At 63.6% G+C, this 14,918-nt stretch carries 16 protein-coding genes; 5 read left to right on the top strand and 11 right to left on the bottom strand.

Features of this window, described 5'->3' with window-relative positions; genetic code table 11:
- The 5 genes from NLM25_RS31780 to xoxF5 form a co-directional block, all read right to left on the bottom strand.
- Positions 1-453, bottom strand: coding sequence for a (2Fe-2S)-binding protein (locus NLM25_RS31780; protein WP_014493612.1), 453 nt, complete (start codon positions 451-453; stop codon positions 1-3).
- Between the two features lie 613 nt (positions 454-1,066).
- A complete protein-coding gene (gene gfa, locus NLM25_RS31775) occupies positions 1,067-1,630 on the bottom strand; it encodes an S-(hydroxymethyl)glutathione synthase (protein WP_254121629.1) in 564 nt (187 codons plus the stop codon).
- A gap of 33 nt (positions 1,631-1,663) precedes the next feature.
- A complete protein-coding gene (locus NLM25_RS31770) occupies positions 1,664-2,773 on the bottom strand; it encodes an S-(hydroxymethyl)glutathione dehydrogenase/class III alcohol dehydrogenase (protein WP_254121628.1) in 1,110 nt (369 codons plus the stop codon).
- Positions 2,774-2,833: 60 nt separating this feature from the next.
- Positions 2,834-3,325, bottom strand: a complete 492-nt coding sequence (locus NLM25_RS31765) for a c-type cytochrome, methanol metabolism-related (protein WP_254124510.1) — start codon at positions 3,323-3,325, stop codon at positions 2,834-2,836.
- A gap of 111 nt (positions 3,326-3,436) precedes the next feature.
- Entirely contained in the window at positions 3,437-5,245 is a 1,809-nt protein-coding gene (gene xoxF5 / locus NLM25_RS31760) for a lanthanide-dependent methanol dehydrogenase XoxF5 (protein WP_254121627.1), read from the bottom strand.
- Between the two features lie 516 nt (positions 5,246-5,761).
- On the opposite strand from xoxF5, the gene NLM25_RS31755 reads away from it, so the two are divergent.
- Positions 5,762-6,730 (top strand): helix-turn-helix domain-containing protein, encoded by a 969-nt coding sequence (locus tag NLM25_RS31755; RefSeq protein WP_254139640.1) that lies wholly within the window; start codon positions 5,762-5,764, stop codon positions 6,728-6,730.
- A gap of 48 nt (positions 6,731-6,778) precedes the next feature.
- On the opposite strand, the gene NLM25_RS31750 is transcribed toward NLM25_RS31755, so the two are convergent.
- The 6 genes from NLM25_RS31750 to NLM25_RS31725 form a co-directional block, all read right to left on the bottom strand.
- A complete protein-coding gene (locus NLM25_RS31750) occupies positions 6,779-7,204 on the bottom strand; it encodes a hypothetical protein (RefSeq protein WP_254139639.1) in 426 nt (141 codons plus the stop codon).
- Between the two features lie 136 nt (positions 7,205-7,340).
- Entirely contained in the window at positions 7,341-8,330 is a 990-nt protein-coding gene (locus NLM25_RS31745) for a tripartite tricarboxylate transporter substrate binding protein (protein WP_254139638.1), read from the bottom strand.
- Between the two features lie 120 nt (positions 8,331-8,450).
- Entirely contained in the window at positions 8,451-9,458 is a 1,008-nt protein-coding gene (locus tag NLM25_RS31740; protein WP_254139637.1) for an FUSC family protein, read from the bottom strand.
- A 211-nt stretch (positions 9,459-9,669) separates the two neighbouring features.
- Positions 9,670-10,596, bottom strand: coding sequence for an ABC transporter substrate-binding protein (locus NLM25_RS31735; RefSeq protein ID WP_254139636.1), 927 nt, complete (start codon positions 10,594-10,596; stop codon positions 9,670-9,672).
- The gene (locus NLM25_RS31730) at positions 10,593-10,949 is read right to left on the bottom strand and encodes a cytochrome c (RefSeq protein WP_254139635.1); all 357 of its coding nucleotides are present in this window, start codon (positions 10,947-10,949) and stop codon (positions 10,593-10,595) included. Before NLM25_RS31730 ends, NLM25_RS31735 begins: the two co-directional genes overlap by 4 nt.
- Positions 10,950-10,959: 10 nt before the next feature.
- A complete protein-coding gene (locus NLM25_RS31725; RefSeq protein WP_254121620.1) occupies positions 10,960-12,624 on the bottom strand; it encodes a methanol/ethanol family PQQ-dependent dehydrogenase in 1,665 nt (554 codons plus the stop codon).
- 341 nt (positions 12,625-12,965) lie between these two features.
- On the opposite strand from NLM25_RS31725, the gene NLM25_RS31720 reads away from it, so the two are divergent.
- The 4 genes from NLM25_RS31720 (at position 12,966) to NLM25_RS31705 (ending at position 14,918) form a co-directional block, all read left to right on the top strand.
- Entirely contained in the window at positions 12,966-13,358 is a 393-nt protein-coding gene (locus NLM25_RS31720; RefSeq protein ID WP_254139634.1) for an EF-hand domain-containing protein, read from the top strand.
- Positions 13,359-13,529: 171 nt separating this feature from the next.
- Entirely contained in the window at positions 13,530-13,610 is an 81-nt protein-coding gene (gene pqqA, locus NLM25_RS31715) for a pyrroloquinoline quinone precursor peptide PqqA (RefSeq protein ID WP_008562446.1), read from the top strand.
- Positions 13,611-13,634: 24 nt separating this feature from the next.
- Complete coding sequence (locus NLM25_RS31710) at positions 13,635-14,540, top strand: hypothetical protein (RefSeq protein WP_254139633.1); 906 nt, start codon at positions 13,635-13,637, stop codon at positions 14,538-14,540.
- Positions 14,541-14,708: 168 nt separating this feature from the next.
- Entirely contained in the window at positions 14,709-14,918 is a 210-nt protein-coding gene (locus NLM25_RS31705; protein WP_212488791.1) for a hypothetical protein, read from the top strand.

The raw sequence follows: 14,918 nt of genomic DNA, 5'->3' as shown, positions 1-14,918 counted from the left end.
TCACACTCCCGTCGATGCGAGATGGACTGCGTTCTCGATGCGCTGGTAGCAGCCGCAGCGGCAGATGTTGCCGGCCATCGCCTCGCGGATCTGATCATGAGACGGCTTCGGGTTCTCCATCAGCAACGCGGCGGCCTGCATGATCTGGCCGGCCTGGCAGAAACCGCATTGGGGGACGTTGACCTGGCGCCAGGCCTTCTGCACCGGGTGATCGCCATTCGGATGCAGCCCCTCGATCGTCGTGACCTCGCGGCCGGCCACGTCGTTGATCGACGTGATGCAGGAGCGCACGGCCTCCTTGTCGACGATGACGGTGCAGGCGCCGCACAGGGCCTGGCCGCAGCCGAACTTGGTGCCGGTCAGCCCGGCCTCGTCACGCAGGAACCAGAGTAGCGGGAGATCCGGGTCGCCGTCCCAGCTCTGTTCCTGGCCGTTGATCTTTACCTTGATCATGATCGTCCCTCGCTCTTCATAAGCTTGTGATTTTGAACGCGCCGCCATCGGCCGGCGCAGTGGTCCATGCGTCGTCACGTCCGCATCCCCGCCGTTCGCCCGCGCAGGCAAATCCCGGCGGGCGGCTGGAATGCGCATCGCAATGTCCGGATGTGCTCGATACCTCCCGGTCTTGTTCTTGATTGATTGAACTTCGCGGCATCGTCGCGACGCGATCGTAACAGAGATCGCCTCGGCCCGGCGTTCACAGCCGGGTGTTCTTGACGGGAAAAGATTGCAACCAAGGTTTGTCAAAAGCAGGGCGCGGCATCATGCCCCCGTGCTCGCGGAAGGTGCACGACGAAAAATGCTTCGTCCGGCAGAGACTGCACGGACGAAGCAGGATGCCTCAGTCGAGGGAGGGAGAAGCGCAGAGGCGCGGACTTCGAGGGGGAAGTGGGCGGCACTGCGCAGTCATTCAGAGACCAGGACTGAGGAGTTCATGGTCCTCGCATCTGCGTCGTGCGAAGCGGCGGCATCGCCGCGATCAGTTGGGGCCGGTCCCCGTCCGGCTCGCCGGCGCTGGTTGCGGCCAGCGGGCGGACGGGGCACGGCGAAGGTCTGGCTGCCTTGGTCAGGCGGCCTTGGCTTTCGCCACGTGGGTCGCGATCGCGTCCATCAGCGCCGGCGACAGGCAGTCATAGGGCTCGAGCCCGATTTCCTTCAGCCGCGAACGGATGCCCGCCATCTGCTCCGGCTTCACGCCGGATTCGATCACGGAGGAGACGAAGGCGGCGAATTGCGGCGCCTGCGAGCCCTGTTCCTGGAACAGCTCGGGATGGATGAAGTCGAGGCCGTAGAAGGGATGGCCCTTGTTCTCGATGCGGCCATACATATGCGTGCCGCAGGCCTTGCAGGCGTAGCGCTGGATCACCGCCGAGGGATCGACGATCTGGAGCTTGTCGCCGTTCTCGAGCACGGTCACGTTCTGCCGTGGCACCACGGCGACGACCGAGAAGTTCGCGCCCTGCGGCTTCCAGCACTTGGTGCAGCCGCAAGCGTGATTGTGGGCGACGTCGCCCTTGATGCCGACCTTGACCTGATGGTCCTTGCATTTGCAGGCCAGCGTGCCGCCGGCAAAGCTGCCGCTGCCTTGCTTGACGCCGTTGTCGATCGAGGGATGGAGTGCAACAGTCATGGTTCGATCCTCCTTGGGTGTGACGCTTTCGAGCTAGAACACGACGACTGAACGGATGGATTTGCCCTCGTGCATGAGGTCAAAACCCTTGTTGATCTCCTCGAGCTTGAGCACGTGGGTGATCATCGGATCGATCTGGATCTTTCCGTTCATGTACCAGTCGACGATCTTGGGCACGTCGGTGCGGCCGCGTGCGCCGCCGAAGGCCGTGCCGCGCCAGTTGCGCCCGGTGACGAGCTGGAACGGGCGGGTGGCGATCTCTTTGCCGGATTCGGCAACGCCGATGATGATCGAGGTGCCCCAGCCGCGATGGCAGGCTTCCAGCGCCTGGCGCATCACCGTGGTGTTGCCGGTGCAATCGAAGGTGTAGTCGGCACCACCGTCGGTCAGGTTGACCAGATGCGCGACGATGTCGCCGGTGACCTTCTTCGGGTTGACGAACTCGGTCATGCCGAACCGGCGGCCCCAATCCTCCTTGGCATCGTTGATGTCGACGCCGATGATCTTGTCGGCGCCGGCCATCTTGGCGCCCTGGATCACGTTGAGGCCGATGCCGCCGAGGCCGAACACGACCACGTTGGATCCCGGCGTGACCTTGGCGGTGTTGACGACGGCGCCAACGCCGGTGGTGACGCCGCAGCCGATGTAGCAGCTCTTGTCGAACGGCGCGTCCTCGCGGATCTTGGCGACCGCGATCTCGGGCAGCACGGTGAAGTTCGAGAAGGTCGAGCAGCCCATGTAGTGGTAGACCGGCTTGCCCTTGTAGGAGAAGCGGCTGGTGCCGTCGGGCATCACGCCCTTGCCCTGCGTCGCGCGGATCGCGGTGCAGAGATTGGTCTTCTGGCTCAGGCAGCTTTTGCACTGCCGGCACTCCGGCGTGTAGAGCGGGATGACGTGGTCGCCCGGCTTCACCGAGCTCACGCCGGGGCCGATTTCGCGGATGATCCCGGCGCCCTCATGGCCCAGGATTGACGGGAAAATTCCCTCACTGTCGAAGCCGTCGAGCGTGTAGGCATCAGTATGGCAGATGCCCGTCGCCTTGATCTCGACCAGGACTTCGCCTGCCTTCGGTCCTTCCAGATCGACTTCGACGATCTCGAGTGGTTTCTTCGCTTCGAAAGCGACGGCGGCACGTGTCTTCATCGTAAACTCCTCAAATTCTCGCAGGACGCCAAGAGGTAGTACCGGCAGCCCTCGTAACGTTCATTTCTTGCCCATGCAGGCGTCTTCCGCCTTGGTGTAGACCTCGTTCTTCTCCTCCTTCTTGGAGGGGCGTTGCCGGCCCCACGCCTCGTCGGAGCGGGCGCGCAGATAGACGTAGAGATCGTCCATGTAGCAGGCGACGTTGGGGTTGTCGCCGAAGGCCGGCATGACGTTCTCCTGCGCGGTCGAGATGTTCTTGCGACCGGAGGCGACGACGCCGAGGAAGTCGCCATAGCTCATGGTCTTGACCGAATCCTTCAACGCCGGTGCGTAGGTCGATCCCATGCCGTCGGGGCCATGGCAGACGTGGCAGTCGGAGTGATAGCGGCGATATCCGGAATAGGTGAACCAGTCCACGGTGCCGTCGGCCGAAATCTTGTAGGTCGGGTTTCCTTCCTTATCGAGCCATTTTCCGTCGTCTTCCTTCTTGACGGCGGTCGGGTCGCCCGGACCGTCCGCAACGGCAATTCCGCCGGACGCAACGAAGATCATCGCAGCAATGGCAAAGCAGATTTTACGCAAGAGAATATCCTCGAAGGCGTTCGGTGGAGACGAGCCGGCGCGTGGAGTTGATCCACGCGCCGGAGCGACACGAAGGTGAGGCTAGTTCGCCGGCAGCGAGAACACGGTCAGCGTACCGCCGAGTGCCGTGTAGTTGCTGAGAGCCGCGTAGCCACCGACTGCGCCGAGACCGGCGGTCGGATCGGTCAGACCTGCTGCCAGACCGATGCCGGCCCAGCCGCCCACGCCGGAGAGCACTGCGACATACTGCTTGCCGCCGTTCTCATAGGTCGTGACGTTGCCGATGATGCCGGAGGGAGTCTTGAACTTGTAGAGCTCCTTGCCGGACTTGGCATCGACCGCCTTCAGGTAGCCTTCGAGCGTGCCGTAGAACACCACGCCGCCGGCGGTTGCGAGCGCACCCGACCAGACCGAGAACTGCTCCTTGTTCGACCAGACGATCTTGCCGGTCTTGCCGTCCCAGGCGATGAAGTTACCCATGTGGGTTTCACCCTGCGGCGGATACATCGAGAGCGTCGCACCCACATAGGGCTGGCCCGCGGTGTAGCTCACCTTGAACGGCTCGTAGTCCATGCAGACGTGGTTGGTCGGAACGTAGAACAGCTGCGTGTCCGGCGAGTAGGCTGCCGGCTGCTCGTCCTTGGTACCGAGCGCGGCCGGGCAGATGCCCTTCACGTTGTGGTCTTCGCCGGCCTTGTCGGTCGACGCTGCGTCGAGCACCTTCGGACGGCCATAGGTCGCCGAGTTCTTGTCCATGTCGACGCCGGAGGTCCAGTTCACCTTCGGATCGTACTTTTCGGCGACCAGCAGTTCGCCGTTCTCACGGTCCATCGTGTAGGCGAGGCCGTTACGGTCGAAATGGGTCAGCAACTTGCGCGGCTGGCCGTTGATCTGCTGATCCGAGAGGATCATCTCGTTGACGCCGTCATAGTCCCACTCGTCGTGGGGCGTCATCTGATAGACCCACTTGGCCATGCCGGTGTCCGCGTCGCGCGCGAAAATGGTCATCGACCACTTGTTGTCGCCCGGACGCTGCTTCGGATTCCAGGTCGAGGGGTTGCCCGACCCGTAATACACGAGGTTCAGAGCGGGATCGTAGGACATCCAGCCCCAGGTGCAGCCGCCGCCGATCTTCCACTGATCGCCTTGCCAGGTCTTCAGCGAGGAGTCGGCTCCGACCGGCTTGCCGAGCGACGTCGTCTTGGCCGGATCGACCTTGATCTGGTCATCCGGACCTTCCGAGAAGGCGCGCCAGACCTGCTTGCCGCTCTTGAGGTCGTAAGCGGTGACGTGACACTGCACGCCGAACTCGCCGCCGGAGATGCCGACCAGGACCTTGTCCTTGACGACCAGCGCGGCCGACGTACCGGTCTCGCCCTTGGCAGGGTTGCCGTTCGTCGACGACCACTCGACCTTGCCGGTCTTGGCGTCGAGCGCGACGAGGTTGGTGTCGGCCTGATGCAGGATGATCTTGCCGTCGCCGTAGGACAGGCCGCGGTTAACCGTATCGCAGCACATCACCGGGATGACGTTCGGATCCTGCTTCGGCTCGTACTTCCAGACGATCTTGTTCTCGTTTGAAAGGTCAATAGCGTAGACCTTGTTCGGGAACGGCGTGTGGACGTACATCATGTTGCCGATGATCAGCGGGCCGCCTTCGTGGCCGCGCAGCACGCCGGTGGAGAAGGTCCAGGCGACCTGGAGCTTGCCTACGTTTTGTGCGTTGATCTGATTCAGCTTGGAATAGCGGGTATTGGCGTAGTCGCCCGCCGGCATCACCCAGTCTTTGGGGTTCTGCGACATCTTGATCAGCTCGTCATTGGCTGACGCGCTGCCGACGGCGAGCATCGCCGCGGAGCCAAGATAGGTCGCCATTAGCACCTTGCGCATAGTCATTCCTCCGTTGGTCTCGTTTTATTGTTTCCGAAGCATTGCTAAATCACCGGGCTTCTCGTCCGGCGTCTGCTCGTGCAGGGCGGTCACGATTGGGACCAGAAACGATGCTGTGCTGTTTCCTCCTCCGGATGAGAGCTACGGGTCCACGTGCAGGAGCGGCCCGTTCTTCTTGTTCCTGTCGCAATCCCTAACGACTTCGTCATCGGGAAACTTGCCCAAGAGAGAAGCCGCTTTGCTCGACAGCGCACGGATGCGAAGATTTTGATTTTGCAGTAGCGAATTCAGCGGCTTCCGCGGGGCTTCGCGACCGGCTTCGAGGCTCAGGTTCCCCTTGACGGCGCTGCAACTAAGGCGGAGGATTAACTGTCAAGGGTGGCAATGGAACGATCGCGCTCGTTGCAAAGACCGCTCAATTTCGAGGTAAACGTCACGCAATCATGGCTGAGGGCTCCGGCAGCGCTGGTCGCGATTCGCGTCGAATCTCCGGATGCAACCACAGTGGCTGGATTAATGTCCGACACAATTCACACGCTCTCGACGACCGGACTGACGCCGAAGCGTCAGATCCAGAGCTGGATCGACGGGCTGACGAGCCTGTGCGGGCATTTCGACGTCGATCCGCTCGAGGCATCCTCGCTCGAAGGCCGCATCGACTACACCAGCGTCTCGCGCCTGAAGCTCTGCCAGATCGAGGTCAGCCAGCATCGCATCGCGCACACGCTGGCGCGCGCCAAGGCCAATGAACACCCGTACATCAAGATTCACTTCCAGACCTACGGCGTGTCCTATTTCGAGCAGGAAGGCCGCCACATCGAGCTGAACCCGGGCGACATCATCGCCTATGACGTCTCCTGTCCGCATTCGATCATCAGCCCCGCCTTCACCCGCCACGACGTGGTGATCGTGCCGAAGGCTTTGCTGCGCGACCGCGGATTCCCGTCGCAGCGGATGCCGGCCTGCAAATTGTCGGCAAAGACCGGGACGGGGAGGATCGCCCACGATTTCGTCCATGCCACCTTCGACGAGGCGGCCAAGCTGTCGGCGAACAGCGCGGTCGGTGTTGCCGATTCGCTGATCGACCTCCTGCTGCTGCCGTTGCGCGAAGCGGACACGATGTTCGATCGCGTGGGGCCCGAGGCGATGTATGTGCGCGCGCAATTCTTCATCCGCGAGCACCTGCGCGATCCGGATCTGTGCATCGACCAGATCTCCGCCGAGCTAGGCTGCTCCAAGCGCTATCTGCACATGCTGTTCTCCGAGCGCGGCACCACGGTGAGCGATTACATCTGGCAGGCGCGCTTGCAGAACTGCCGCCAGGAGCTCGAGGCGCACGGCGGCAAGACCATCACCGACGTCGCCTTCTCCTGGGGCTTCTCCAGCTCATCGCATTTCAGCCGCGTGTTCCGGAAATATTTTGGCGTGGTGCCGTCCTCGATCCACAAGGCCCAGCAGGGCACTACGGCCTCGGGCGAGCATTAGGCGAACGCCGCGCCGCAGCCGACGCAGGCCGCCGCGCGGCGATACCTCTCAGGCCGATATGGCGACGTAGGGAATGCTGGTCACGAGAGCGACGAGCAGCACCGCGTTGCCCAGCATTCCGCTCCAATGCAGCCACCGCAGTCGACGCGGGGCTTCAGCATCGCCGGCGTCTCTCGCGCTGAGCTGGTCGTCCATCCGTTGCATGAACCAGCGGCGTCCCCAGATGGCCAGGGCTGTGAGCAGGCCGACGCCCGTTGCGGCGACCAGGCGGCCGTCGAGGAGGAAAGCCAGCGTCCCGATCACGCCGGCAATGCGCATCACCAGAAAATGGGCGTTGAACATCCCGCGCAATAGCTGGGCGACGGGCTGAATATCGAGCTTCACCAGCAGGAAGGCCGGCGAGGCCAACGTGAAATAGCCCATCGGAAAGAGCAGGATGATCATGACGGCTACGGCGACGCCATCCGGTGTCATGCGAGCGGCCCTTCTCGTTCGCCCCGGAGAGGGCTTCCGGAAGCGGCGCACAATCATAGCCGGAAAATGCGTTTCCGACACTAGGCTTTGGTAGGACGCCGGGCTGCGATGGGACAGCCCGTGTGCCGCGTCACGTTCAGGCCGGCTCGAGACCGAGCGACTTTGCGCTCTCGATCCAGATCGGGAGCTCGCGCTGATACAGTGCGTTGGTCTCCTTGAAGCCGATCGCCGGCTCGAGCACGAAGGTCGCGAGCACCTCCTTCACCTTCGGATCGCTGTTGGCGGCAACGCATAGCTCGGCCAGCCGGTCGACGACCGGCTGCGGCGTCGCCTTCGGCACCGCCCAGCCGGAGAAGCCGCTCACGGTGAAGAATTTTGACGTCGCGCCCTGCTCGGGGAGCGTCTTGATGGCCGGGATCGCGTCCACCTTCTTCGAATGCACGGCGAAGTCCGTGCCCCGGTCGCTTTGCAGGACCGATTGCGCCGCCGTGTAGCTGCCCATCGCGGCATCGAGCGTGCCTTCCAGCATCCCCGTCCACATCGGTGCTTCGCCGCGGTAGTGAACCGGCTCGATGGAAAGGCCATACTGCTTGTTGAGCTCGTTGATCGTCATGTGCGGGGCCGAGCCCGCGCTGTAGGTGCCGAAGTTGACCTTGCCGCTCTTGCGCGCGAAGGCGACGAAATCCTCCAGCGTCTTGACGCCGGTCTTGGGGTTCGCGACCAGCAGAAGGCCGGCGCCCGGAATGACGCTCACGAGCGTCAGATCCTTGTCCATGTCGTAGCCGGGATTCTTCATGACCACCCGGTTCATGATGTAGGTGGTCGAGATCGAGCACAGGATGGTGTGGCCGTCGGGCTCCGCGCGGGCCACTTCCGCGGTGCCGATCGCGCCGGAGGCACCGGGCTTGTTCTCGACGACGACGGTCTTGCCGACCTGCTTGGAGATGAATTCGCCATAGGCGCGCGCGAGCAGGTCGGTCTGTCCGCCGGCGGGATAGCTGCAGATCATGCGGATTTGCCGCGAGGGCCAGGTGCTTTGCGCCGAGGCGCCGCGCGCGACGAAGGGCATCGCGAGTGCAGTGGTACCGGCGGCGATGAAGTGGCGGCGATCGAATTTGGCGGACATGATTCCCTCCTGATTTTGGCCGAACCTACTGCATCGGGCTGGCGCTGCCATGGTCGGGAGGCGAGACAGATTGGCGCATTGATCAGGCGGCGCGGCCTTCATTTTCCGTTACCCGGACGATCACGGCTTGCGCATGACCCGAAGCCAGACGATCTCGGTCAGGGCGACGGCGATGAGGCCAAAAGTACCGCCGATCAGCACGTTGACGATGCGCTCCTCCGCGATGCCGCTTGCGCCGCCGGCAAAGGACGCAGCCAGCGCGATGAAGAAGCAGCGCAGGCCGAAGCCGACGACATAGCGTGAGAACGAGATCAGGGTGAGGGTAGCCGCCAGCACCGCGATGGCATAGCCGACGCGGCTTTGCGGCAGGGTAAGGCCCGCGAGGAAGCCGAGCGGCACGCCGACGAAGGCGCCGATCGCCCGCTGTCTCAACTTGCCGGTGGACGCGGAGAGATCGCCGACCACGACGCTCGCGGCCGACCACATCACCCATTGCCCCTGCGCAAGGTCGAGGATCTCGACCAGCGCCGCTGCCGCAAAGACCGCCATGGCGGTTGCTACCGCGGGCAGAAACCACTCGGCCGCGGGCGGTCCGAACGAAGTCGCCGCATTGTCACTTCGCCGCTGGTCGTAAAATTGGATAGCGCAGACGAGCGCCAGCGCGATCGGGGAGGAGGCGATGATCACGCCGGCGTGACGGACGGCTTCCGAGGCGCTCACGCCCTCCCGCACCTCGCAGGCGAGGTAGACGGCGGGGATGAACACCCAATTGCCAAGCGTGCGGAAATGCTCGCCATAGCGCGTCCCGGCCACAGCAAGGAAGCCGGCGAGCGCCGTCAGCGCCACGAAGGCCGGCTTGATCGGGCTCGCGAGGAACAGCGTAGCGAAGGTAACGATGATGACGAGGTAATGCCACGCGACGACTTTTGGCGGCAGGTGCAGCCTGAGGGCTGGAATGAGCAATGAGACTGCGACCAACCCGAGATTCAACAGCGCCGTCTCGCGCGAGATGAAATAGGCGACGACCATCGGGCCGACGACGATCAGCGCCCGCAGCAGTTCGCCCGTCTTGATCTCGCGGGAGAGAAGATCGCGCAGGCCTGCGGCGGATGCGGTCGGGGAATTCACGGCGCACCGAATGGTCGAAATGAAATGCGGGGCATCATACGGTTCGCGGTGCCGCCAGGCGAATCGATGGTGACGCGCTCCGTTGCCAACCGCACCCTCCGTCATTCCGGGATGCGCGCGCAGCACGCAGGCCCGGAATCCATCGGGCCGCATGTGCTGCGGAGAAATGGATCCCGGGCTCGCCCTGCGGGCGCCCCGCAAATGACAGGCGTCACCGCTGAATGATCTTCATCCAGACATCGCCCAAGATCGCAGGCTCGCGCGGCGGCAAATAGGTGAGGCCGGCCTGCTTGCCGAATTCGGCGATCTTGCCTTCGGCAGCAAGGCCGGTCAGCGCGGAGTTGACGGCATCGATCAGCGCGGGATCGCTGGCAAGCCCGACATAGCCGCGATTGGCGCCGATCGGATAGTAATAGCCGGACGCGGTAATTGCCGTATCGGGATGTGCGGCGCGGTGGGCGTCGAAGCGGCCGAGGTCGATCAGCGTCGCGTCATAGTCGCCGCGCTGGAGCGCGCCGAGGAGATCGTCGCGGCCGGGAACGAGATGGGTGATGCCGTCGATCAGGCGGCCCTTGTCGAAGGTCATCAGGATGGCATCGCCCAGCGAGCCGCTCTCGATCGCGAGGCGAAGGCCGGCGAGGTCGCCGATGTCGCCGATCTTGCGACCCCGCGCCTTCGGCCCGAGCACGACTGTCATCGGCGAGTAAACATAGGGCTGGCTCGGCGCGAGCACGCCGACGGCGACGCGGCGGCGCCGGTCGTCACGCGTGGCCCCGGAGAAAGCCGGCAAGCGTGCCGTCTTCATGCCAGGCTTGACGAGAGAATCCGTCGTCAGCGCATAGCCGCCGACCAGCGAGCAGCGCCCGTCGGAGAGCAGGGCGTTGGCCTCGAGCTGCGGACTGGAATCCTCGTCCAGCTTGCTCTCGAACCACTGGATTTTCAGCGGCCTTCCCATCCGCTCCGCGATCGCCTGTGCCAGCAGCACGTCGAAGCCGGAATCCGGCTTGCCCCGCAGATGCACCGAGAGCGGCGGTCGGTCCTCGTCGAGACATACTTTGAGCGGATCGTCGGCCGCGCGGGCGACCGTCGCCGCCGCGAGGATCGCGGCAACACTCCACGCAGCGAGCCAGCTCCTCATGGCTTTCTCCGGCTGGAGACGAAGGCCCAGAGATCCGCGATCTGGTCGTCGTTGAGAATGTCGGCCCAGGGCGGCATCTTGTTGTTCTTGCCGTTCTTCACGGTGGTGACGAAGCGCATCTTGTCGTCGGGGAAGGCGCGCAGGTCCGGCGTGATGGTGCCGGAGTTCATCAGATTGGGGCCGTGGCAGTGCGAGCATTTCGAGGCATAGGTCGACTTACCATGGTCGATCTGCGCCTGAAGGGGATTGCCGGTTGCGTCGTCCGCGGCACGAACGGTCGCCGCAAGCGCGACCGTCAGCACCGCGACGGTGGCGATCGTCGCCACCGTCTTGTGAGATACGTCTTTCCGCATCGCGCCGGGGTTACTGCTTGACCGCAAAAACCCACAGCGAGCCGCCGGGCGGCACCTTGGCAAGCCGCTCGTCGCCGGAGAACAGCGAGTAGACGCCGCCATAGCCGGAGGTGACGGCAACGTATTGCACGCCATCCTGCTGCCAGGTCACCGGTTGTCCCTCGATGCCGGAGCCGGTCTGGAACTGCCAGAGCTTCTTGCCGGTGTCGGCATCGAAGGCCTCGAACTCGCCGGTCAGCGCGCCCGTGAACACGACGCCGCCCGCGGTCGACAGCACGCCGGAGAAGCGCGGAATGTCGGCCGGTGCCTCCCACTTGGCCTTGCCGGTCATGGGATCGATCGCCTTCAGATGGCCGCGCGCGCCGTCCCCGAACTCCCAAGGATCGGTCAGGTCCATGCCGAGATACCATTCGCCCTGCTTGAAGGTGACGGGCTCCGACTTGTACTTGCCGCCGAAGGCGAGCGTGTTGGCGTAGGCCAATCCGGTCTGCGGATTGAACGACATCGGCTCCCAGTTCTTGCCGCCGAGGATCGACGGATAGACGATCACCTTCTTGCCCTCGCGCGCATCCTTGGAAACGTCGGTCTCGATCGGCTTGCCCGTCTTCATGTCGACGCCGGTTGCCCAGTTCACCTTCACGTAGGGATTGGCCGCGAGCAGCTTTCCGTTGGTGCGGTCGAGCACGTAGAAGAAGCCGTTGCGGTTGGCATCCATCAGCACCTTGGTCGGCTTGCCCTCGACGTTCATGTCGGCGAGGACCATCTCGGCCACGGCGTCATAGTCGAACGGGTTGTTCGGCGAGAACTGGTAGTGCCACTTGATCTTGCCGGTCTTGGGATCCATCGCCAGCACGGAGCAGGTGTAGAGGTTGTCGCCGGGGCGCACCGCCGAATTGAACGGGCCGGGATTGCCGATGCCCCAATAGACCGTGTTCAGCTCGGGATCGTACGAGCCCGTGATCCAGGTCGAGCCGCCGCCGAGCTTCCAGGTGTCGCCCTTCCAGGTGTCGCCGCCGGGCTCGTCCGGCGAGGGGATCGAATGGGTGCGCCACAGATGCTTGCCCGTTGCCGGATCCCAGCCGTCGATGAAGCCGCGGGTGCCGAACTCGGCGCCCGAGATGCCGGTGATCACGACACCGTCGGCGACCAGCGGCGCCACCGTCATCGAATAGCCTTCCTTGATGTCGGCGGCCTTCTGCCGCCACAGCTCCTTGCCGTCCTTGGCATCGAGCGCGATCACGTTGGCGTCGAGCGTGGTGCGGAAGACTTTGCCGTCATAGAGCGCGGCGCCGCGGTTGATGATGCCGCAGCAGACGATGCGCGGCGTCTCGGCAGGATACTCGACCTTGGATTTCCAGATCTGCTTGCCCGTCTTGGCATCGACCGCCATCGTGGCGTTGTGGGAGGTCACATAGATGACGCCATTGTATACCAGGGGTTGCGATTCCTCGCTGCGATCATCGTTGAAGCTGTAGTTCCAGACCGGGACGAGATTCTTGACGGTGTCCTTGTTGATCTGGTTCAGCGTCGAGAAGCGCTGGAGATTGTAGCCCATCCCGTAATTGAGAACGTTCGATGTATCGGTCGCGCCCTTGACCAGTTGCTCGGTGGTTTGTGCGCTCGCACAAGTCGATGCAAGCATGACGAGGCTCGCGGCCATCGCAAAGCGTTTCATCCGTTCCTCCCAATATGCGCGCCTTTTGACGCTGCGACAGCAACACTCCGCCCGAACGCAAAACTCGTCAATACGAAAGTCGTAATTGCGACGCCGATATGCTGGGCGCCCGATGCCGGTTACCTGACGGAGACCTTACGGGCGGCTCTCACTTGTGCGCAGGCGCTGAAAAAATTCCGCGGCATGAAGCAGCGCCGGCACGGGCTGCCGCGCTCGGGCCGTCGGGTTCCGCGAGTTGTGCGGCGCGCAAGATGCAAGTCCGGACTTGAACCGCGGCTCGCTTGTGGACTTATGTCGTTTCGAACCGGCTCGAATCGGAGCCCTTGGTCAGGGAGGTTTTCATGATATCGCGTCGCTCTGTTGCGCTTGCACTCACGCTTGCACTGCTGTCCGGCCCGGCATGTGCGGCCTCCGGCAACGCCGTAAAGATGTTCGATACCGACAATGACGGCACGCTCGATCTCGCCGAAGTGAAGAAGGCTGCCAGCGCGTTGTTCGCCAGGCTCGATCCCGATCGCGACGGCACGCTCGACGCCCGCGAATTGCGCGGACGGTTAACGGCGAAAGAACTCGCGGCCGCCGATCCTGATCGCGACGGGACTCTCACGCTCGACGAATATCTCGCGGTGGTGGAGCAGCGCTTCAACGCGGCGAATCCCGACAAGGATGGAACGCTGGATGCGAAGGAGCTGAACTCGCGCGCCGGCCGCGCGCTGCTGCGATTGTTGCGGTGAAATCAGCTGCGCTTGACTGGGAGCGAAGACGGTTTGCCCGAGAGAGAAATTCGTGAGCGCGATGCGACAGTTCGCTGTGTCGGCGGTTCGATTCCCCGCTTGCGCTGTGCCTGACGCAGCCCTAGGTTTTGCCCCGCGCGATGTCGCGCTCAATCCCTTGGGAGACCCCGAATGGCTTGGAAAGCTCCGAAGATCGTGGAAGTGCCGGTCGGCATGGAAATCAACATGTACGCCTGCGCTTCGCGCAAGTAAGACTGACGACCTGCCGCGGCTTCGATGGCAAACGCCGTCGAAGCCGTGGTAGTGTCAGGGATGCGCGCGAGAGCCCATACATTCTGGACCATAGCCGCCTGCAGCATCGCGCTTGCACCGGCGTGCGCCAGCGCCGAAGAGGGCTTTGATACCGAGCATATCTTCGGCTTCATGATCGGCACCGATGTCGGCAATCCCGGCGAGCGCGAATTTCAAAGCCAGACCACGGGGCGTTTCGGCAAGGGCGGCGGGACCTATCGCGCCTTGGCGCAGGAGGTCGAGATCGAGGTGGTGCCGTTGCCGAACTTCCGCATCGAGGTCGGCGGCACCGCCACGCTGCACGACATCACCGGCGTCCCCGACATCGACGATCGCCGCCAGTTCAATTTTCAGGGCGCATCGCTCGACCTGCGCTATCGCCTGCTCGACCGCGAGCGCGCGCCATTTGGCCTGACTGTCGCCGCCGAGCTCCATGGCGACCGCATCGACGAGACCAGCGGCGCGAAAGGGCGGATGTACGGCACCGACTTCACGCTCGCCTTCGATCGCGAGCTGATCCCGAACTACGCCATCGCGGCGCTCAATCTGATCTACCAGCCGGAATGGGCTCGCTTCGAGGTCGCGGGCGTGTCGGAAAAGAGCTCGACCGTCGGCGCGGCCTTCGCCGGCATGGTGCGCGTGCGCCCCAATTTTCTGCTCGGCGGGGAGATGCGATACTTCCGGCAATATGACGGCATCGGTCTCGGCGAGTTTTCAGGCCAGGCCTTGTTCATCGGTCCGACCGCGTATTTCCAGCTCTCGGAGAAGTCGCGGCTCACGTTAAGCTGGAGCATGCAGGCCTGGGGACGTCCGGCCGGATCGAGCGCCAATCTCGACCTCGTCAATTTCGAGCGGCACCAGGCGCGATTGGTGTTCGGGGTTAACTTCTAGACCGGGTGTGTTACCGCGACGGAGGTGCATCTTCTCCCCCACGAGGAGAAGGCAGTCAGTGTGTGGCCCACGGTTCCTCCCATTATCTCCCACCAAATTGAAACTTCCCGCTCCGCGAAGCGTAACCTTTCGTGCTAATCTCTATCGCCCTTGCGAGAGGATCCCGGCATGAATCCGATTGACCTGGTGGTGACTGTGTGTGCGGTGCTCTCGCCTGCGACCTGCGAGGAGCAGCATCTGGTGTTCAACTATGCGGGGTCGCCGCGGCAATGCGCGATGGCCGCGCCACCCTATATCGCGCAATGGGTCGGCGACCATCCGAAGTGGCAGGCGGTGCGGTGGCGCTGCGAATATCCGCACCCGAACGACAAGGCGTGA

This window comes from Bradyrhizobium sp. CCGB01 (genome assembly GCF_024199795.1).
Lineage (GTDB): Bacteria > Pseudomonadota > Alphaproteobacteria > Rhizobiales > Xanthobacteraceae > Bradyrhizobium.
Note: the sequence above shows the minus strand (reverse complement) of the source record. Positions and strands in the feature narration are given on the sequence as shown.